Below are 19,391 nucleotides of genomic sequence, written 5' to 3'. Positions count from 1 at the left end.
CACTATGAAGAGAAATTAATAAACATTAGTCCTAACGGAGGGATAATATGTACGACCTTCATATACACACGAAGTTCTCAAAGGATTCGCTTTCCGAGCCACACAAGATAATTGAAATAGCGAAGAAAAAAGGTCTATCTGGAGTAGCTATAACAGACCATAACAGCATGCAGGGATACATAAGTGCAAGGGAAGCAGCAAGAAAGCTGGATATTGATCTAATACCCGGAGAAGAAATAATGACAAACAGAGGGGAAATTCTTGCATATCTTATCTCCGAAGAAGTGAAACCGCACAGGAGTCCTGAGGAGACGATAGAAGAGATAAGAGAGCAAGGTGGTATTTCAGCCATAGCGCATCCATTTAGAGGAAAGTCTATAAGATTAGGAAGCATAGTGAGACTGGTGGATTTCATAGAGGTGACTAACGGAAGATCCTCTCGACAGGAGAATGAGAAAGCATTGAAACTTGCGACAGAATACGGAAAGAAGGGGATAGGAGGGAGTGATGCCCACACACTGAGGGAAGTAGGGCAGGTGATCACGGTCGGTGGGCTGAGACCAGAGAGGATCATAGCAAGAGAATGCCCTTATAGATATTTATTTATCATCTACTCGTCTATTGTGAAACTCATAAGGTTATAAAAATATTTAACACCCCCCTCCCAGAGGCATCTCAAAGGACTGTAGTGATCTCAATTGACTCTCCTTATCAAGGTTTATCAATACCATTATGCCGCTGATGAAGGTGATGCCCCATGAAGACATATAATATAAGAGCAGTTCATCTAATCAGGCTGGATGAGGGGACTGAGATTGTATCCGAGCTGAAGAAATCCTGTCAAGGGATGAAAGGTGGAATAGTAAAGGGAATAGGCGGACTTGACAGGGCAAAAATAGCTGTTTATAACCCGGAAAGAGGGGAGTACGATGTCAGAGAAGTAATTGGATTTCATGAAATAGCTTCTCTTTTGGGAAATCTCAGTATAAAGAAGGATGGGGAAAGATTCCTGCACCTTCATGTTGTCCTAGGATCTTGGAGAGGTGTCATAGCTGGACATCTAATTGAGGGATATGTAAGAGGAACAGCGGAAATAGCAGTATTTGAGCTGGATGGAGAGCTCAACAGAACAATAGAGGCCAAGGGTCTGACACTGCTGGATCTGTAGAAATGTTTCTAAATGGAAAGTGCTTCCATGCATATGCGTCGAAAGGAGAGCATTGCTGAAGTTGTTAGAAGGATAATAGCAAGTCATCCCTCCATAGTGGACTGTATCTGTCTTAATATAGTGAATTTCAGTGCTCTCAGCAGAAGCATAATGGAGGAAGTGAGAAAAGCAAGTAATTTGGAGAAAACAGATGAAAGTGCTGTGAAAATGGCGGTCATAAGGTTCTCTGAGACCCTTAAGAGGAGGAGAACTTTGAATGAGAGAATGGTCAGATACATACTTGCTAATAGCTCAATGAGGCTCGAAATGGATGTTACAGTTATAACAGCAGAGAGAGAAGTTGTCTTGAGAAACGTGAATGAGATCATGGAGAAAGCTGCAAGCGCTAGGTTTTTCCAGCTGACCCAAGGAACTAGAACTTTCACTTTGGCTATTGCAAGAGAGGCAAGCAGCAATGTGATAAATATACTTAGCAGGGGCATAACATACAGGATGGACGATCAAGCAGCTATAATTCTGGTGAGTCCGGAGGAGATAATAAACACTCCTGGCGTAGTCTCCTATATAACATCTATTCTCGCATGGAATGGGATTAACATAAGCCAGATAATCTCCTGCCACACAGATACCATCCTTATTGTGAGCAAAGACGATGCGATAAGAGCTTATAATGTGCTAGATGAGATAATACTGAGGCTTAGGTCCGGTCAAATTGTCACAAATAGAACATTTGATCCCTCTTAATGAAGTATATATTACAATATATTTATAAATAGAGCTATCTTTGCAGCTGGGATCTGCATGAAAGTCCCAGATGAGATAGGAAAAATGAGAGTAGTTTTAGCCTATTCCGGAGGCTTGGATACATCCGTCCTCCTCTCTTTGCTTAAGGAAGCAGGAAGCGAGGTTATAACGGTGACAGTCGATGTTGGGCAGGAGGATGACTTCAAGGAGATAGCTGATAAAGCGGAGAAACTAGGAGCTGCAGGACATTATTACATAGATGCAAAAGAAGAGTTTGCACAAGACTACGTATTCCCAGCGATAAAAGCCAATGCCATGTATCAGGGAAAATATCCCCTCTCAAGCGCCATCGCAAGGCCCCTAATAGCCTCAAAGCTGGTGAAAGTAGCTGAAAAGGAGGATGCTGATGCTGTTGTCCATGGATGCAGCGGGAAGGGGAATGATCAGATAAGATTTGATGTCACCATAAAGGCATTGAACCCATCTTTAAAGGTCTTTGCTCCTGTCAGGGACTGGGGTCTCGCTAGGGATTGGGAGTATGAGTATGCAAAATCAAAGGGAATACCTGTGAAATACAAGAGCTACAGTGTTGATGAGAACCTTTGGGGGAGGAGCATAGAGGGTGGAGTCCTAGAGGATCCATCAAGAGAGCCGCCAGAGGATGCATTTAAGTGGACTGTTTCCCCAGAAAAAGCGCCAAATGAGCCAGAATATTTGACCATAGATTTCATGAAGGGAGTTCCATTTGCAGTAAATGGAGATGCATTACCACCATCGCGATTGATAGCCACTCTCAACATCATAGCAGGGAGACATGGCATCGGAAGGATAGATCACATAGAGGATAGGACTGTTGGGTTGAAGAGCAGGGAGGTATATGAATGCCCAGCAGCAACTGTCATTATAGAAGCTCACAAGGATTTGGAGAAGATGGTTCTCACGAAGAGGGAGCTCTCATTTAAATTGCTCGTTGATGAGACATGGTCCGATCTAGTTTACACAGGCCTCTGGGTTGAGCCGTTGAAGAGCAGCTTAGATGCATTCATAAACAACATGGAGGAGAAGGTCAGTGGAAGCGTCACCTTAAAGCTATACAAGGGAAGTGCTAGAGTTGTGGGAAGGAGTTCATATAACAGCTTATATGAGGACAAGTTAGTGGCATACGAAAGCCATAGCACGCTCTCTCAGGAGTTCTCAAAGGGATTTGTTGAGCTGTGGGGACTTCAGAGCATCATTGGATTCAGGACAAGGAGGGGTATAGGTGTCCCTCTACAGGAAAGCATTGCTTGGTGATACTGAGAAGAAAATACTTGAGTTCACATCATCCATTGACATAGATAGACATTTTGTTGAGGAAGCAGTTGATGTAATGAGAGCTCATGTGGAGCATTTAATATCAATTAATGCAATACCAGAGGAAGCGGGCAGAAAAGTTCTGGTAGCCCTAGAATCAGTTTCCAAAGAGGATTTGCTCTCGAGAAAAGCTGAGGACATATTTGAGGCGATGGAAGAATACCTGAAGGAGAGAGTTGGTGAGGATTTTGGATGGATTTCCATAGGAAGGAGCAGGAATGATCATGTAGCTGCTGTCCTTAGGCTTCTAACAAGAAAATATATCACTAGAATAATAGAGGAGATCCTAAATTTGAGGGCTACGCTGCTTCATGCAGCTTCTGAGAACTTATACACACTGTTTCCCTCCTTCACCCACATGCAGCCTGCCCAGATATCCACAGCAGCACATTATCTGACGTACATAGAGGAGGAGCTCTCATTTTACACTAGACTTCTTTTAGATGTACTGGAGCTGGTGAACAGATCCCCTCTCGGTGCTGCGGCTGTCACCTCAACACTAGTAGATATTGATAGAGAGGAGCTTGCATCCTCCCTTCACTTCAGTGGTGTGGTAAAAAACTCCCTGCTGGCAACTGGATCAAGGGATTTCATACACATCGTTTCCTCTATCCTCACCTCTCTTTCCGTATTTCTGTCAAGAGTAGCTGAGGACATGATATTCTTCTCTTTCTCCAGCCTGATAGATGCACCAAGGGAGCACATGGCAACAAGCAGCTTGATGCCCCACAAAAAGAACCTAGTGACAATGGAGCTTGTTAGAGCATGGGGAGGAAAGGCAATAGGCCTTCTCACCTCCATTTTGGCTGTGGAGAAAGGAATTCCCTCAGGATACAACTTGGATCTTCAGGAGATGAACAGCAGTTTTATCCCCCTTCTTGTGAGAACTGCGGATACAATAAGCATCTTCGAGGATTTTATCTCGAAAGTCAGGTTCAGACAGGTCAAATTTACCGGAACTCTAATCTTGACTGATATAGCTGAGCTTCTTTCACTTGAGCTCAAGATACCGTACAGAGAGGTTTATGTGCGAATAGCAAGAGGGATGAGCAAGATGAACGATCCCAGCTTGGATGAGATATTGTCCTTTCTCAAGGAGGAGTTTAACTTGGATGAGAAAGTTATAAGAGCGATATCAAACCCGATTAAATTGCTAAAGAGAAAAAGCGATGGATCCCCCAATCCAGATGCCATGAGGAAATATATAGAGGGTGCGAAAAACAAAATAAATGAGGATCTGGGCCTTCTTAAAAGAGCTACCTCAGGGATATGACTAAATTTGATATAACTGATATTAGATCGTTCATCTTATCCACTATTACCTCCCTATCAGCTTTTCTCTCCTCCAAGGGAGATATAAAGTTCAGTCCTATGGGAGTTATCGATATGGCCTTCTCCACAGTCAGGGCGTAGTAATCAGTTCCTCTCATCTCCTCCGAGATGGCTATCGGGTTGCTCCCAATCCAGTAATATGGCTTTCCTCTGGGGTCAACTCTCTCCAGAACATAGTTCTCAAACTTGACCTTAGCCAGCTTTGTGAGCCTTACTGGAGTATCATCCGATATCTTAAATGGAAAGTTTACGTTCAGGAGATCCACTCCATCTGGAAGCCCGTTCTCAAGCACCCACTCTGCTATCTCGGTTGCTATCAATGCATGGATTCTGAACTTATCAGCTGGCCTTGGCTCCTCATTTTGCGGTATCTCCACACTAAAAGCAGCTGATTTAAACCCCATTAAGGCTGCTTGTATTGCTGCTGCTATTGTCCCACTAGTAAATATATTGTCCACGGTCATGTTATCTCCCACATTTATGCCTGATAGAACTGCCTCCGGCTTGTCCTCCAGCAGATATCTCAAGGCAACTGTAACTGTATCTCCAGGAGTTCCGCTCACAAGATGAGCTATTTTATATGCTCCTCCTACTTTAGTCGGTATTCTCCATATTCTCAGTGGTTTATGCAGTGTTATCCCTTTTCCAGCAGCACTCATCTCTCTTTCCGGAACTACAACTGATACATTAAACCCCTTTTCTATTAACGCTTTCCAGAGAGCTTTGAATGGAGCTGAATGTATGCCATCATCGTTCGTCAGGAGAACACGATGCATGAAGAAGATGACCACATATAATTTTTTAACTTTCACCTCCATCGGGTCATGTGACAGTTAAGAAAGTTATACCCATATCAAAACCGTTCTTGGGAAAGGAGGAGCTTAATGAGATAGAGAAAGTACTGGAAAGCGGTATGCTGGCCCAAGGAGAAAAAGTAAGAGAGTTCGAGCAAAAATTCGCTGATTACATCGGGACAAAGCATGCAGTAGCCGTATCAAATGGAACTGCAGCTCTTCACATAGCTCTTATTGCAATGGGCTTGAGGCCACGAGATCAAGCCCTGACATCTGCTTTTACCTTCTTCTCATCCGCTTCAACAATAGTGCTTTGTGGTGCTGTTCCAAGGTTTTCTGATGTAGATGAGAGGACAATGAATATAGATCCTGAGAAAATGAATTTAAATAAATGTAAAATAGTGATACCTGTGCATTTGCATGGACATCCTGCTGACATGGATCCCATAATGGAAAAGGCAAGAAAAGAAGGAGCTCTTGTGCTGGAGGATGCAGCTCAAGCCCATGGAGCTGAGTATAGGGGAAGAAAAGTCGGATCAATGGGAGATGCCGCTATTTTCAGCTTCTATCCGACAAAAAACATGACCACAGGAGAGGGAGGAATGATAACCACAAATGACGAGGAAATAGCAGAGAAAGCAAGGATTTTGAGGGATCAAGGACAGAAAAGCAAGTATATTCACTGGGGAATAGGATTTAACTACAGGATGACGGAGATAAATGCTGCGATAGGACTAGTCCAGCTCAGAAAGCTGGATTCTATGAATAAAAGAAGGGAGACTATCGCGAGGATATACTCTGAGGAACTAAATATAAGGGGAATCAGGATACCGTATGTAGCTCCCTGGGCTAAACATGCTTGGCACCTTTATCCATTAATGACAGATGCTAGAAAGAGGGATGAGATAGTTGATAGACTGAATGCTGTAGGTGTGATGGCTAGGAAGCCTTATCCGATGCCAGTTCAGGAACAAGAAGCTATGAAAATGCTTAATGACCCTGAAAGAAATTATCTTGCAGTTTTGTTTGACAAAGTAGAGTTTGAGAGAACTCCAGTTGCAGAAAAATTGACAAAAGAGGTGTTCTACATACCAATCCATCCAAGCATGAGCGATGAAGATGTAAACTATGTGGTGGATTCCGTTAAGAGTGTTCTAAAACAGATTTCATAAAAGCAAGATAAACAGGACTGGGTTTGCCTGGCCTTGATTTGTACTCCGGATGAAACTGAACCCCTACAAAGAAGGGATGCCAGCTTATCTCAAATGCATTTATTATCCTCCCCGTCCTGTCGACGGCGCTTATTTTATATCCTCTCTCCTCCATGAGCTCTGCATATTTTCTTGAGATGTGATATCTATGCCTGAACCTCTCCTTCACAATGCTCTCCCCATACGCATCCATAAGCCTTGTGCCGGGGATTATGAGCACTTCATGAGCACCCAATCTCATTGTTCCTCCCTTCTCCTTCACTCCAACTTGTTCAGGAAGCATGTCGACAACAGGATATGGTGTATCTGGATCTAGTTCTGTGCTGTTTGCACCATCCCATCCCATTATGTGCCTTGCGAAAGCCACTGTCGATAGCTGTGCCCCAAAACATATGCCTAGAGTTGGAATTTTCTCCTCCATAGCCCTTTTAGCGGCATCTATCATTCCCTCAGTTCCTTTCACACCAAAACCTGGGGCTAAAATCACTCCATCTAGGCCATCTAAATCTGGAGAAGATGCATCCACCATCTTTATCTTTGCTCTGCAGTTTATAGCAGATGCTGCATGTTTTACCGCCTCATTTATGCTTATATGCACATCATGCATCCTCCAATATTTGCTCACTATCCCTACTGTTAGCTCTTTTTCCCCCTCTCTTATGGCCTCTCTCCAGCTGTCCAGCTCTGCTTTTCTTTCCTCAAGTCCAAAGAATTTCTCTATTCTTCTGCCCAATCCTTTTTCCTCCAAAATCAACGGTACCTCATATACATTTTCCCTATCCGGATCAGGGAATATGGAGTCTAGGGGAACTCCTGAATACAGGGATATTTTCCTCAGGACATCTATCCCAAGATCTCTGTCGCTTCTCACAACTATCGCATCTGGAGGCAGACCTGCAGCATTTGCAAGCCTTATGAATGTCTGAGCTGGTTTTGTCTTAAGCTCTCCAGTTGATCTTAGATAGGGAACATACGTAACATGCACATGAAGGCTTTTTCTCTCAGCTCTTATCTGCCTTAATGCCTCGACAAAGGATTCAGCCTCATAATCCCCTATTGTGCCTCCTAGCTCAACGATCAAAAAATCTGGATTCTCTCTTTTTGCTACTTCTATTATCCTCCTCTTTATCTCATCCACCACATGGGGTATCAATCTCACCGTTTGACCCAAATAGACTCCTCTTCTCTCGCCCAGTATAACTTGAAGCATGACCTGTCCGCTTGTTATATTGTTCGATGGATGCATGTATTTCCCAAGAAACCGCTCGTAATGGCCAAAATCCTCATCTATCTCAGCTATCTGAAAGCTAACTGATTCTGAGGGGCTGAATATCCATACATCTTCGGTTACAAAGATCTCGCCATGCTCAACTGGATTCATAGTGCCTGGATCTGGGTTCAGGTAGGGATCTAATTTCACCATTGATATGTCGTATCCTCTTGCCTGCAGTATCTTGCCTATTGATGCAGCAACTATCCCTTTTCCAAGGCCGCTTACCACTCCTCCTGTGACAAATATTATGCCCAGCACAGGATGAGTAAGCGAAGTTAAATAAAAGCGATTCCCTGCGACCAAATTATACAAAACTTTGCACTAAAATTAAGCTATTCATTAAAGCGAAAGGTTTATCACTTGGCCCTGAAACTCAAGTGGGTGCAACGTTGAATTTCAGGGCTATTTTTGCAGCTGTATTTGTCATTCTTCTTGTTGCGGGAAGCATAATCTTCTTGCTACCTGGGGAGGAAATGAGCAGCAGCGAGTGGCCAACTCCTTCTGACAAAACAACTTTTCTGGAGCTTCTTTCTATAAATGGAACTAAGAATATGAATGTTGTAGAGGTAATGCCCCTCAAGTACATGCCTGGAAATGTATCGCTGCCTAAGGGAGGATATGCTGTCGGCATATACATGAGCTACAGGAATGTAACCCCAGTGATAGCGATAATAGCATTCCTGAACTCATCTGCGAGTAGCGTGGCAAACAAGATAGTGGACCAGTACAGAAATTACAATCCTACATATAAAACATTCAAGGATTCAGGATATATGGAGCTCAGAACAGGAAATATCATACTGCAGATGTGGTACAGGGGAAAGTGGATAGTCGAGGTCGCAACTCAATCTGGGTATGATGAGGCCATACTTGAGTTCAAGAGCATGATGTCCCAGTTTAAAGGGTAGAGGAAATGAGCTGGAGGGATATAGAGCGGGCCATGGAGGAGGCTGATGTTGTTCTAGAGGTAATAGATTCTAGATTTCCTGATATCACTAGAAGCAGAAAGCTCGAGAAGATGACAAAAGAGAGGGGTAAAAATCTAGTTATAGCCATGAATAAAGTGGATCTAGTCCCCAGAGATGTGGCAGAGAGGTGGATCTGGAGGATATCCAAGGAGTTTCCTGTCGTCCCTGTAAGCGCTAGAAAAAGGCTCGGAACGATGAGACTGAGGAGATTCTTGAAGAGGTACTCTCCTGCTGTTGTGCTCATAGCGGGTTTTCCAAAAGTTGGGAAAAGTTCTATAATAAACGTGCTGAAGGGAAGACATTCCGCGTCCACAAGCCCAGTGCCGAGAAGCCCTGGCTACACAAAGGGTTTCACCAAATACAGGATAGAAAAAGGTCTTTACATAATAGACTCTCCTGGAATAATACCCCCGGAGGGAAGCGGATTTGAGGCTGTTGTTAGAGGGGCAAAAGCAGATTTAGTGGATATGGCTTCCTCCCTCATCTTAACTGCATCTAAAATCAGTCCAGGTTTGTTGAAGAGAGCTTATGGTGTTGCTGAGGAGAGCCCGGAGGAGGTCTTAAGTGCCATAGCGAGGAAAAGAGGGTTTATTTTCAAGTCAACTGGTGAGCTTAACTTATCGGAGGCAGCCAAAGTTTTGCTAGAAGATTTTTATAGGGGAAAAATCTCATTCTTTATGATACCGGAGAAGACACCATGATTTCTATAAATGAATAATAAAATTGCTAGATTTGCTAGGAGATTACGACAGCTTTATAAGAAAAAGAAGATCTAAATTAGAAATCTTATACGAAAGATCAAAGCAGCATTCAGTGTGGTGATATACTTGCGGGAGACTTCTGCTTCAAAAAGCTACTTTGATGATGCCAAGAGAATAAGAAGCGAGATCTTATCGGTGCTGTCTAAGGTTGAACCAAAGGTAATCGTTGATGTAGGCGTGGGAGAGTCTACAAAAGATTTGCTATCGAATACATCGGGACTCATTATTGCTGTGGATTTAGATTGTGGAAAGTTGGTAGGTAGGGTCTCCTGAAGAAATCAGCTCCAGCAATGCGGTAAATGAACTAATGCTTGTGTGCTGCGATGCATTGCATCTCCCACTAAGACTTGAGTCTATTGATTTAGTATTGCTTTACTTTGTTCTTCATGAAATTAATCCCAAGCTCCACATGGATGCTCTCGCTGGCATCAAAAAAGTTTCAAAGTACACCCTCATAGTCGAGCCAATACCCAATGGTAACGAGCTGTACCGAAAGATGTGCATTATATGGCGGGATGCCATGAGGTCAGTTGGCAAATTTGAGGAGTACAGGGAGCCGGAGTACTGGTTGCAGCTACTTGACCGGCTGAACTTTCACATCGTTGAGAAGAGGATTATTAGCTGGGAGACAACAGTGCCGCATGAAGTACTTAAAACAGTGATAAGCTCATGGATTAATGAATGGAGGCGGATAAATGTGCCAAAGGAGTTTATCAAACAGCTTGAGATGTTCCTTGAGGAGACAAAGGAGTTTAGATGGTCAGATATACTTGTAGTTCTGGCTTCATCGAAATAAGCATTGGAATAAAGCTTTTATGGACAGCTACAATCTCCATAACTTTTTTCACTGTTATAAACTCAATGGAAAAGAACAGGTTAGCTTGGAAATCATTTTTGAATGCTTGCAATATCGACTTTTAGCTGATAGAGCAAAAACTCACTTAAGAGCTGATATTATGGCCCTTTGCTTGACCTCATCCAAGCTTAGATCTAGCTCGAATTCTGTTGGATAGGTCCTCCCTTGAAATGATCTCTTCTCTGTTATAGCTATGAACTCCCCCCTCCTTAGCCTGCCTATTCTGTTTGATACCTCTTGAATAGCCTTCTGATCAGTCCCCAAGAAGCTCCTTATCGGGTTTATGTCATCGCTCCCGCCAAGTTGATGCACTATCTTAGTTCCTGTATTTTGTATTATATATTGAGATATATTTCTCGGCGATTGTGCCACAACAACAACCGATATTCCAAACTTCCTCATTTCAGCTATTACTCTCTCCGCTATTGTCATCCTCTCTTGGCCCAAGTTTGGTATGGTCCTCTCCGCTTCCTCCAGCACTATTACAAGTTCAGGCATGCTATATTGCTTCAACAACCTGAACTCATCGTATATTCTCTTTAAGAAAAAGTGTGCATATAGATTTCTTCCGAGATCTGTCTTCAGCATCCCAAGCTCTATTGCAACAGGCGAATCCATGTCGGATAAGCTAAGCCTTTCGTTTGACAGGACTGAAGACGACTCTGATATAAGGTACAACTTCCTTAAAAGAGCTGCTTTTGTGTCATATTCGGGTTGAGATCTGACCTCTATCTGACTGACCTCATCTAGAAGCTCCTCCAACGTTGGCTCGCTTTTCATCGCACTAGCTTTTATCTTAATCCTTCCAAGAGCCTCTAGGAGCATGAACTCTTGAGGAGGAGTGAGATCAAATATCACCCTGAAGGATTCAACTAAGTTGTAGAGCTCCTCCTTCTCCATCCTTCCTATACCTTTGAGAACGTTTATTGAGAAGTCCTCTGGCTCAAGAACTCTGCCTCCAAGGCTTGCCACTAAGTTGGCATACTCATTGTGGTAATCAAGGACCACAAATTTTACTCCATACTTAGTCCATAAATCGGATAGGATTCTCTTCACTGTGGTCGTCTTTCCCGATCCTGTCGATCCCACCACGAGCATATGCCTTAGCAGATCCTTTACCTCTATTCCAGGTTCCACTGAAAGAGAGCTCTCCTCCTCAGAGCTGAAACTTGGCACCTTTAGAGAGAGCTTCTCCTCGAATGTCCTGGCCCTTTGATGCAGGGAGATAATCCCAGCTATATACTCCTTGTCCAGCTTTGTCCTTTTCACCTCAAACCCATCGCTCTCCATAATTCTAGTTATCACCCTTATTGAGTTATCCAAAAGCTCTGAATCCGAGGATACAGAAGAGACTCTTTTCCACAACACACCAACCATGGAGTACCTCATCTCATCTCCAATAGACATCCTTCCCTTTGCACCAGAAACGGTTAAAGCAATGTTTACATCCAAATCCGACAGGACTGATGCTATCTTCTCAACATCAAATGCAGCTGGTTCTGCTGGTGCATTTCCCAACGGGGTGATGAGAAAGGATGCTGCTATATAGCTCCTTCCGGATAAATTCAGCAGGAATATATTCTCCCTCAGCTCTATCAGTCCGAGAATCCCTCCTCTTTTCGCTTTACGCAAAGTTATCACAACAATTAACATGATAACAATGCCGAGCAGTGCTGGAAGAAGAATGTTGTAAAACATGCTCATTACATAAACATTTCTATAAATTTTTATTATTAAGAATATGATTATCAGAATTATTATAAGAAAGTTCGCTTCTTTATCCCTTCTCTTCATGACAGTACACCTTGATTTTCCTCATCTCCTCTTTTATCTCCTCTATCTCCATCATTATTATCCTTATTGAGTTCTTAAGCATCTCCAGCTCTATTCTGATCTCCGTCAAATCTCCTCCCTTCTCATAACCACTGGACCTATCACTAATCTTCTCCCCTTTGCTATCGCACTCTTCCCAATTCCCACACATGATGCCACCTCTTTCTGGGTTATATTAGCCCCAAGGAGCTTGAATGCATTATAATAGGCTGTGGCTGCAAGTAAAAGTGGATTTTTCCCTGCAATCCTTCCTCTGTTAATTTCAAACGAGTCAACTAGGTTCCTGTATGCAAGCTGCTCCGCTACTTCAACCAAGTATCTTCCTCTTTTGCCCATCTTTCCCATTATTCTATCATCTTCCATTATTTTTATTTTAACATAATTTAAGTAAGGAATTAATAGATCTTCCCTGCTCCTTCCAAAAATACTGCTTATTTTAGCTATATATAGAGCTACAGTTGATATGCTAACCCTTATCCTCTCTCTTCTCGCCAACTTATCTATCTCATTGAGAGGTATTAGCCTTCCCTTCCTCCTGCATGTGTATATAAATGCCGCTATCTCAAGCGATGTTGGTGATTTATCCATTCCGAGCTTCCTTCTGGTAAAAGTCGCCACTTGTTTAGCTTCCTCTGCAATATCCCTTGGTGTATTGAAATAGGAGGCCAGATAGTCTATTATTTCCGATCCTTTTTTCGCTATGGGTCCTCCTGTAAACCTACTATCTTCAAAGAAATCTTGGAATACAGCACCACATGAGCTACAGACAAGGCCATCCTCCCCTCTGAGAAGCTCAGATCCACAGAACTCACATTTCATACGATACTTCAGCTCTTCTTTCTCTAAAAATTTTTCCTTATAAAAGTATAATTGGAAATTTAATCTAGGTAATAGAGGGAGATTGGGAAAACTATTCCGACAAAATCAACTGCACATACACCTTATCCCCTTGGGCGAATTCCTCCAAGCCCTCACCATTTATCTTCATCCACAGCCCATAAAACGATATTTGAAGCTCATTTTTGGACGATTTATACACTATCCCACTGAATATATACCCTTTCTTCTCCTTTGGAGCCTCCTTACTTATCAGTAGTTTTCCCTTTTCTTTTTGCCTTATAGCTCCTATTTCCCTTGGAAAGTCGAGGGTTATGGTGATGTTGCCCGACTTAAGCTCAACAAGATCTAGATTGAACAGGGGATCTTTCCCCACCTTATCCACTAGAACCTCAAGCTCCATGGGTATCAGGACAGACATGTTGGCCGCATTAAAAAAGGTGATTACATATGAATGAGGATAAGCTAAGAGTTATAGCAATTAAGCTGAGGAAGCAGAAGGCTGAGATAAGGGAGGCTCTGAAGCAATCTGAAGCTAGGGGAAGCAATGCGGAAAGGATAATCGAACTGACTAATGAGATAATAGCATTAGTTGGAGGGGAAAGAATAAATCGCAGGGAAAATCTCAGCATTGAAGAGTTAAAAGAGCTATCTCTTAGGGCATCTATTGCATTTAGGGATTATCTGAAATCTCAGCTGGATTCAGATACTGTGCAAAATATATAAAGTTATACCTGCTGAAGAACCTTATGGAAGAATTGGATGAGCTTGAGAAAGAGCTTTCAGAAGTTGTAAGGAAGATCTCCGAGAAAAGAGGCTTTAATGATGAAAAATCTAAGAATCTGCTGTCAGATTTAGTTATAGCTTTCATAAGAAGTCTAACGGATGGAAAAATACCCGATGTAGACGAGTGGATGAGCATAGCCTTCAGGGCAAAGAGAGTTCCTGTATGCAGGCATCCATGTGCATTTTCGGATTCGCTTGAAAAAGTGCTCATGAAATACAGATTCACAGATTTCCACTTCAGGGTCATCCTAAGAAGAATAAGCTGATGCGGCCGCCGGGATTTGAACCCGGGTCTGAGGCTTTCCTCGGCACCATGGAGGGCCTCCATCCTCTCCAGGCTAGACTACGGCCGCACAAACCCAGTTTATGTGAAGCTTGCTTATATAAACTTTAGCTTCAACAAATGAAAAGATAAAACATACTGTAATCCCGGCTGCAATCATAGGCAAAAACGAGTTCTGGAAAAATCAAATTTCTTCCTAGCTTCTAATTTGACATTCTCCACGGCTAAAGCCGGGAGATTCCCGGTTTGTCAGCCTGAGGCCTCATCCTACCGAGTTCAGGGCTGTGTCAAGACCAGGGCATAATGCCCTATCAGCCCCTGCTATGGGCATGTAGCCCATAGCCCGCATGAGCGACTCGCTTAACACAACTATCATGAGCCGATATTTAAGTTCTGCCCACTCATCCCAGAGCTTTAGCTCTGGGCTTTCTGGGCACTTTTTTGGTAAACATGAGAAATCATAGATTAAGCAGTTATTTCTGAAAAAGCAGGAAGATTCACTGTTTGTATTCTTTTCCTCCTTTAATTAGCCCATGACCCACCAGCCGCCACCTTCCACTCACTCTCATCGATATTGCTAATCTCTGTTCAAGCTCTGTGCAAACTGGTATTCTGAGTGTTAATGACATCAAATCTCCTCTTCTTTCCTCCAGTATAGCAGGCACTGTCGCAGTTCCTATGCTTATCTGCAGTAGATCTCCCACTTTCGGCTGCTCTACTTTTATTTCCTCCTTGAATCCAACTATCTTCTCGAAGAAACTAGCCTCTACATCTATACTTGAGAAGACAGGTGGAAGCTCATTTATAAGTCCTACAACATTCCCCTTCATGTTGTCTGCCTTGGTGAGGGATGGATCGAGTTTTGTTCCAACTCCTATGAGTCCTCCTGGCTTTGCCTCCTCAAGATCTATGTCCTCGCTCTTTAAACTGACTATCACTGTTGTTAAAGGCATGTACTTACCTCCTACATGAACGCCTGGCCTTATCTCTATTTCATCTCCAACCCTGAACTTCCCCTGAGATATAGCTCCTCCTATCACTCCTCCCTTCAGATCACTTGGCTTTGTTCCTGGCCTGTTCACATCAAAGGACCTTGCTACCAGCATTCTAGGGGGCTTGCTTAAATCCCTCTCAGGAGGAATAAACCTTTTCACCATCTCCCTGACAAGATAGTTTATATTCACCCCATGAAGAGCTGAAACCGGGATTATCGGCGGAACATATCCCAGATTTTCCTCCAGAAACGTTACTATGCTTTCATAGTTCTTTACAGCCTCTTCCCTGCTCACAAGCTCTATCTTTGTTTGAACTACTATAATGTTTTTTACCTCCATTATCTTCAATGCTGCTAGATGCTCTCTTGTCTGAGGCTGAGGAACAGGCTCATTTGAAGCTATAACCAGAAGAGCAGCGTCCATTAAGGTGGCACCAGAGAGCATTGTCGCCATCAGAGTGTCATGCCCTGGGCAATCCACAATCGATACTTTTCTTATGAGAACTGTATCGTTTCCATCTACTGGACATTTTCTGCTCGTAGTATAGCATTTTGGCTCATCACAGTTTGGACATTTCCTCAATTCGGCATTTGCATAGCCCAACTTTATTGTTATCCCTCTCTTGAGCTCCTCACTATGTTTCTCAGGCCAAACTCCAGTCAAAGCCTGAACAAGAGTGGATTTACCATGATCAACATGACCTGCAGTTCCGATGTTCATCTCCGGCTGTATTCTTTCGCTCAACATAATCCCTTTGGTTCCTTCTCCATCTCAGTATAAAACTATTGCGTCCTACGGTGAAAGTTCTCCATCCATACCGAGACATAAATGATTCTTCTTTCATCCTTGATTGCTGCGGGATATACTCAGATATTTTCCCTATGAAGACCCGAGAGAGGGACAAATCGAGATAGCAGCGAGAACTTACGAGACGCTTGTAAGAGGAGAAACTCTTGCCATAGAGGCGCCAAATGGCATTGGAAAGACATCAGCAGTCTTATCAGGAGCTCTTCTTGCATCGGAGAGAAGCGGAAGGAGAATACTCTACTTGACAAGAACTCATTCCCAGACGGACAGGGTTGTTGAGGAGGTGGAGAAAATCTCCAAGAAAGCAGAAGTGGTATATGCGCCGATAAGAGGGATGGCTAGCTTATGTCCCTTCAACACAGGCCTTTTCAGAGAGGGAATATTCTGTAGTTTTATAGTAAAGAAGAGGATTTGCAATTACACGAAAAGCGTTGATGAAGTCGGTGATGTGAGACCTCTCTTCACAGAGAAAGTGATTTCTGAGGCCCTAAAAAGAGGACAGTGTCCTTACGCCTTCTCCATAAGGCTTGCAAAGGACTCGACTCTTATAATAGCAAATTATATATATGTATTTGACATGTTTTATTATAATTATCTTTTTGAGAAAATTCGCTTGGAAAAACCCTTTCTCATAATAGATGAGGCCCATAACGTATCGGACAGAATTCTGGACTTTTTGAGAGCTAGGGCAAGGATAGATAGGCTTTACGATATACTGTCAAGGTATTCCTCCGATACGGGTTTTAATGGAATTATCAGACTTCTGGATGAGGTGTGCGAGAGCAACTCCAAGATTGTTTCCGGTGAGATCCTCAAATTTGTGAGCAAGGATGAGACCATCAAGCTGAGGGAGTTTCTGGATAAGATGTTTGAAAAACCAGAAGAAGCAGATTTCATGGACAACAGCTTCATGGATGCCGTTAAGTTCCTCAGAAAACTTGAGATCGCAAGAGAAAATGCGGGGAACATAGTGTTCTGCAGGGAGGGAAAAGCAGATCTCCTAATGGAGCCAATACTTCCAAGGAATCTTTATGGGAAAGTATTGGGCGACAAGTTCAGCGGAATAGTGATGATCTCAGGAACTTTTGGAGGAAAAGAAGCATTATCGACAGAGCTGGGAATTGATCTAGATTATATGGAGATAAATCCGAGAAGGGAGGAGGAATTATCCGTATTTATTGCCGAGGGAATAACCACAAGCTACAGGAAGAGAGAAAAAGAGCTTTACAAAGCAATTGCTGAGGTGATATCGGAGATACCGAGCACAGTGGAGGGAAATATCGGCATATTCTTTCCATCATACCAGTTTATGGAGAGAGTTTATGAGGAAGTGAGAAGCATGGACAAACCTGTTTTCCTCGAGAGCAGGGAGAAAACTGCAAGAGAGAACAGGGAGATGATAGAGAACTTCAAAAAGATGGCAGATGCGGGAGGTGCTGTCCTCTTTGGAGTTCTGGGAGGGAGAAATAGTGAGGGGGAGGACTTCATCGGAAAGGAGATGTCTTCTGCTATTGTTGTAGGCCTTCCTTACAGGAAGCCGAACGATCTGATGAGATTGAGAGCTTCAAAAATTAACGAGAAATCTCCTGGAATGGGGTATAAAGTTGTGTTTACGCTTCCAGCAGTGAGAATGGCTGTTCAGGCGGCAGCTAGATCGACTAGAGGTCACAGGAAGAAGGTTACCGTGGTCTTTGCTGATGACAGATATAAAAGATCTGATGTAATTGAGTTCCTTCCCTCATGGATCAAGGAACGTATAAGCTATGTGAAATGGGGAGATCTGCCGGGGGTATTCAAAAGAATCTGGGAAACTTAGAAGTCATCATTACTGTAAAGCAAGGAGCTGTAGAGAAAATAGCTGTGTGGATATTTTTTTAAATCGATCAAAAATATTATTAATAACTATAGAGTGAGTGATTTGGGCGCTGAGCTTGGATGCAGAAAGCCTTGAGAAAATGTACAGATTGTTTAGATGGCCGGAAGATATATCAGAGGAAAGCGGAAGAAAGAGATATCATGATTCCTTAAAGGAGTTTTCCACAATACTCTCGCACAACTGGATGAAAGATGTTCTTAAAGGAGACAATATAAGGATAGTAGATGTCTGCAGTGGAACTGGAATTGGGGGAATAGCCCTTGCCAAGAAGATAATAGAGCTAAACAAAAGCGTTGAGCTAACATTCGTGGATCTGAGGGAGGAGGCACTTAAAAAGGCCATTGAGTTCAGCAAAGCTGAGCTGGGATTAGAGGCCAATGTTATAGCTGTAGATGCCAGAGAGCTATACAAGCTGAAGTTAGAAGCAGATATAGCCATTTTATGGGGCCTCACTACTCCTCATTTCAATCCAATTGACTTGATAAAGCTCTACGGAAGCATAAGCACGATATTACAAAAGGAGGGTGTGTTCATAGCGGAGGAAACAGACAGATTCTACATGCTGAGAGGATACAAAGACTTTCTTCTAGAGAGATATGATGAAAGAGGTCCTGTCTTCTCTATTCACTATAAACACGACTTCCTGACTGGATATACAACGAGGATAATCTTAGCAGGAGGGGAAACCCATCCCATGGATATGTACTTCTGGGATATAGCTAGCTCCATTGCTTTTACGTGGATGTTCTTTGAAGATGTAGATTTTGTACAAAGCAGGCCGTATATGGGATATATACTGGCACATAGGCCAAGAAAAATGGATATCAGGAGCATAGTTGCTGAAACTCCATCAGCATATAAGACTAGCTAGCTCTCGGGCTACTAAAAGTGGATATATAAAAAAGCGGAACTAAGAACAGCTCTAAAGATGCCAAAAAGAGCCACGGAAAATTTATATCAAAAGAATATAATAATCCTCCGATGACAGGACCAATAGTCCTTCCCAATACCTCAACTGCCCAAAAGGATCCCATCAGCTTCCCTTTTTCCTTTCCTGACACCTCAAACAGCAGAGCATAGGTCGAAGGGATGACAAGAGAGGCAGCAAATGCAGAAAGGACTCTCAGAAGGAGCACTATCCCAATCGAAGGAGATATTGTGAAGAGGTAGTAGCAGAGGTACTAAAATTTCAGATCTCTTAGATGTCTGCAGGGAATTATTGCACAAGGGCCTCGATATAAGAATTGCTTATCTCATGTTAAAGGGGATTAATGATAGTTCCATCTGTTTATGCCCTTCTGTTCGAGGAATCTAACTGTTTAATATTTATGTAACTAAGCTTGAATATCAAATTAATAAAAGTTCCCGTAAGAGCAGCTGCAACGCTTAGGGGAATTTTGTGATATCTGTAGCCATTTATTACACAAAATGGTTTATAGCATGCAGACCAGAATTACATATGAGCTACAAGTATATAATATGGCTGAATGAGCTGAGCAGGGAAAGTCTCTCCT

At 42.8% G+C, this 19,391-nt stretch carries 22 protein-coding genes and 1 tRNA gene; 14 read left to right on the top strand and 9 right to left on the bottom strand.

Translation table 11 applies throughout. From position 1 onward, the window contains the following. Nucleotides 1-47: 47 nt before the first annotated feature. From D6D85_RS01670 to argH, 5 genes are all read left to right on the top strand, one after another. Complete coding sequence (locus tag D6D85_RS01670) at nt 48-644, top strand: PHP domain-containing protein (RefSeq protein WP_125670345.1); 597 nt, start codon at nt 48-50, stop codon at nt 642-644. Between the two features lie 113 nt (nt 645-757). Then, nucleotides 758-1,168 carry a PPC domain-containing DNA-binding protein gene (locus D6D85_RS01665; protein ID WP_125670344.1) on the top strand — a complete coding sequence of 137 codons (411 nt, stop codon included), beginning with the start codon at nt 758-760 and terminating at the stop codon, nt 1,166-1,168. Nucleotides 1,169-1,201: 33 nt separating this feature from the next. After that, nucleotides 1,202-1,912 carry an ACT domain-containing protein gene (locus D6D85_RS01660; RefSeq protein WP_161969626.1) on the top strand — a complete coding sequence of 237 codons (711 nt, stop codon included), beginning with the start codon at nt 1,202-1,204 and terminating at the stop codon, nt 1,910-1,912. Between the two features lie 84 nt (nt 1,913-1,996). After that, a complete protein-coding gene (locus D6D85_RS01655; protein WP_125670365.1) occupies nt 1,997-3,205 on the top strand; it encodes an argininosuccinate synthase in 1,209 nt (402 codons plus the stop codon). After that, a complete protein-coding gene (argH, locus tag D6D85_RS01650) occupies nt 3,174-4,538 on the top strand; it encodes an argininosuccinate lyase (protein WP_125670342.1) in 1,365 nt (454 codons plus the stop codon). The genes D6D85_RS01655 and argH overlap by 32 nt, the downstream gene beginning before the upstream one ends. Here argH and surE read toward each other — a convergent pair. Beyond that, nucleotides 4,522-5,415 (bottom strand): 5'/3'-nucleotidase SurE, encoded by an 894-nt coding sequence (surE, locus tag D6D85_RS01645; RefSeq protein ID WP_125670341.1) that lies wholly within the window; start codon nt 5,413-5,415, stop codon nt 4,522-4,524. The genes argH and surE overlap by 17 nt on opposite strands. A gap of 8 nt (nt 5,416-5,423) precedes the next feature. On the opposite strand from surE, the gene D6D85_RS01640 reads away from it, so the two are divergent. Next, nucleotides 5,424-6,563 carry a DegT/DnrJ/EryC1/StrS family aminotransferase gene (locus D6D85_RS01640; protein ID WP_237558708.1) on the top strand — a complete coding sequence of 380 codons (1,140 nt, stop codon included), beginning with the start codon at nt 5,424-5,426 and terminating at the stop codon, nt 6,561-6,563. Here D6D85_RS01640 and D6D85_RS01635 read toward each other — a convergent pair. Continuing rightward, on the bottom strand, nt 6,535-8,133 hold the full coding sequence (locus D6D85_RS01635; protein WP_125670340.1) for a CTP synthase: 1,599 nt from the start codon (nt 8,131-8,133) through the stop codon (nt 6,535-6,537). The two genes, D6D85_RS01640 and D6D85_RS01635, sit on opposite strands and share 29 nt — an antisense overlap. 131 nt (nt 8,134-8,264) lie before the next feature. Here D6D85_RS01635 and D6D85_RS01630 point away from each other — a divergent pair, with 131 nt between their 5' ends. The 4 genes from D6D85_RS01630 to D6D85_RS01615 all read left to right on the top strand — a co-directional run bounded on the left by D6D85_RS01630 (nt 8,265) and on the right by D6D85_RS01615 (nt 10,400). Further along, nucleotides 8,265-8,783, top strand: coding sequence for a DUF3242 domain-containing protein (locus D6D85_RS01630; protein ID WP_153183998.1), 519 nt, complete (start codon nt 8,265-8,267; stop codon nt 8,781-8,783). Nucleotides 8,784-8,788: 5 nt separating this feature from the next. Beyond that, the gene (locus D6D85_RS01625; protein WP_125670338.1) at nt 8,789-9,544 is read left to right on the top strand and encodes a GTPase; all 756 of its coding nucleotides are present in this window, start codon (nt 8,789-8,791) and stop codon (nt 9,542-9,544) included. A 114-nt stretch (nt 9,545-9,658) separates the two neighbouring features. After that, a complete protein-coding gene (locus tag D6D85_RS01620; RefSeq protein WP_125670337.1) occupies nt 9,659-9,877 on the top strand; it encodes a hypothetical protein in 219 nt (72 codons plus the stop codon). Nucleotides 9,878-9,911: 34 nt separating this feature from the next. After that, nucleotides 9,912-10,400, top strand: coding sequence for a class I SAM-dependent methyltransferase (locus tag D6D85_RS01615; RefSeq protein ID WP_125670336.1), 489 nt, complete (start codon nt 9,912-9,914; stop codon nt 10,398-10,400). 141 nt (nt 10,401-10,541) lie between these two features. Here D6D85_RS01615 and D6D85_RS01610 read toward each other — a convergent pair whose 3' ends face one another. The 4 genes from D6D85_RS01610 to D6D85_RS01600 form a co-directional block, all read right to left on the bottom strand. Further along, entirely contained in the window at nt 10,542-12,254 is a 1,713-nt protein-coding gene (locus D6D85_RS01610; protein WP_125670335.1) for an ATP-binding protein, read from the bottom strand. After that, the gene (locus D6D85_RS16940) at nt 12,238-12,363 is read right to left on the bottom strand and encodes a hypothetical protein (RefSeq protein WP_272914405.1); all 126 of its coding nucleotides are present in this window, start codon (nt 12,361-12,363) and stop codon (nt 12,238-12,240) included. The genes D6D85_RS01610 and D6D85_RS16940 overlap by 17 nt, the downstream gene beginning before the upstream one ends. After that, on the bottom strand, nt 12,360-13,112 hold the full coding sequence (locus D6D85_RS01605) for a hypothetical protein (RefSeq protein WP_125670334.1): 753 nt from the start codon (nt 13,110-13,112) through the stop codon (nt 12,360-12,362). The genes D6D85_RS16940 and D6D85_RS01605 overlap by 4 nt, the downstream gene beginning before the upstream one ends. Nucleotides 13,113-13,203: 91 nt before the next feature. Continuing rightward, nucleotides 13,204-13,551 carry a DNA-directed RNA polymerase subunit G gene (locus D6D85_RS01600; RefSeq protein WP_125670333.1) on the bottom strand — a complete coding sequence of 116 codons (348 nt, stop codon included), beginning with the start codon at nt 13,549-13,551 and terminating at the stop codon, nt 13,204-13,206. 29 nt (nt 13,552-13,580) lie between these two features. Between D6D85_RS01600 and D6D85_RS01595 the strand changes: the two genes are divergently transcribed. Beyond that, a complete protein-coding gene (locus D6D85_RS01595) occupies nt 13,581-13,856 on the top strand; it encodes a hypothetical protein (RefSeq protein WP_125670332.1) in 276 nt (91 codons plus the stop codon). A gap of 23 nt (nt 13,857-13,879) precedes the next feature. After that, the gene (locus tag D6D85_RS01590) at nt 13,880-14,182 is read left to right on the top strand and encodes a hypothetical protein (RefSeq protein ID WP_125670331.1); all 303 of its coding nucleotides are present in this window, start codon (nt 13,880-13,882) and stop codon (nt 14,180-14,182) included. Here D6D85_RS01590 and D6D85_RS01585 read toward each other — a convergent pair. Then, a tRNA-Gly gene (locus D6D85_RS01585) sits at nt 14,183-14,269 on the bottom strand. 427 nt (nt 14,270-14,696) lie between these two features. Continuing rightward, complete coding sequence (locus tag D6D85_RS01580) at nt 14,697-15,938, bottom strand: translation initiation factor IF-2 subunit gamma (protein WP_272914404.1); 1,242 nt, start codon at nt 15,936-15,938, stop codon at nt 14,697-14,699. A 106-nt stretch (nt 15,939-16,044) separates the two neighbouring features. Here D6D85_RS01580 and D6D85_RS01575 point away from each other — a divergent pair, with 106 nt between their 5' ends. Further along, nucleotides 16,045-17,817, top strand: a complete 1,773-nt coding sequence (locus D6D85_RS01575; protein WP_125670329.1) for an ATP-dependent DNA helicase — start codon at nt 16,045-16,047, stop codon at nt 17,815-17,817. 97 nt (nt 17,818-17,914) lie between these two features. Continuing rightward, nucleotides 17,915-18,748 (top strand): methyltransferase domain-containing protein, encoded by an 834-nt coding sequence (locus D6D85_RS01570; protein ID WP_125670328.1) that lies wholly within the window; start codon nt 17,915-17,917, stop codon nt 18,746-18,748. Here the strand turns inward: D6D85_RS01570 and D6D85_RS17170 are convergent. Beyond that, a complete protein-coding gene (locus D6D85_RS17170; RefSeq protein WP_373695736.1) occupies nt 18,741-19,034 on the bottom strand; it encodes an MFS transporter in 294 nt (97 codons plus the stop codon). The genes D6D85_RS01570 and D6D85_RS17170 overlap by 8 nt on opposite strands. Between the last annotated feature and the right edge of the window lie 357 nt (nt 19,035-19,391).

It is taken from the genome of Candidatus Methanodesulfokora washburnensis, assembly GCF_003947435.1.
GTDB lineage: Archaea > Korarchaeota > Korarchaeia > Korarchaeales > Korarchaeaceae > Methanodesulfokora > Methanodesulfokora washburnensis.
This window is presented reverse-complemented; position numbering and strand designations above follow the sequence as displayed.

What these genes read in the sequence shown, in the direction of transcription:
- D6D85_RS01670 (WP_125670345.1), top strand. Translation starts at nt 48, where the DNA reads ATGTACGACCTTCATATACACACGAAGTTCTCAAAGGATTCGCTTTCC.
- D6D85_RS01665 (WP_125670344.1), top strand. Translation starts at nt 758, where the DNA reads ATGAAGACATATAATATAAGAGCAGTTCATCTAATCAGGCTGGATGAG.
- D6D85_RS01660 (WP_161969626.1), top strand. Translation starts at nt 1,202, where the DNA reads ATGCGTCGAAAGGAGAGCATTGCTGAAGTTGTTAGAAGGATAATAGCA.
- D6D85_RS01655 (WP_125670365.1), top strand. Translation starts at nt 1,997, where the DNA reads ATGAGAGTAGTTTTAGCCTATTCCGGAGGCTTGGATACATCCGTCCTC.
- surE (WP_125670341.1), bottom strand. Translation starts at nt 5,415, where the DNA reads ATGGAGGTGAAAGTTAAAAAATTATATGTGGTCATCTTCTTCATGCAT.
- D6D85_RS01625 (WP_125670338.1), top strand. Translation starts at nt 8,789, where the DNA reads ATGAGCTGGAGGGATATAGAGCGGGCCATGGAGGAGGCTGATGTTGTT.
- D6D85_RS01615 (WP_125670336.1), top strand. Translation starts at nt 9,912, where the DNA reads ATGCTTGTGTGCTGCGATGCATTGCATCTCCCACTAAGACTTGAGTCT.
- D6D85_RS01610 (WP_125670335.1), bottom strand. Translation starts at nt 12,254, where the DNA reads ATGAAGAGAAGGGATAAAGAAGCGAACTTTCTTATAATAATTCTGATA.
- D6D85_RS01605 (WP_125670334.1), bottom strand. Translation starts at nt 13,112, where the DNA reads ATGAAATGTGAGTTCTGTGGATCTGAGCTTCTCAGAGGGGAGGATGGC.
- D6D85_RS01600 (WP_125670333.1), bottom strand. Translation starts at nt 13,551, where the DNA reads ATGTCTGTCCTGATACCCATGGAGCTTGAGGTTCTAGTGGATAAGGTG.
- D6D85_RS01595 (WP_125670332.1), top strand. Translation starts at nt 13,581, where the DNA reads ATGAATGAGGATAAGCTAAGAGTTATAGCAATTAAGCTGAGGAAGCAG.
- D6D85_RS01590 (WP_125670331.1), top strand. Translation starts at nt 13,880, where the DNA reads ATGGAAGAATTGGATGAGCTTGAGAAAGAGCTTTCAGAAGTTGTAAGG.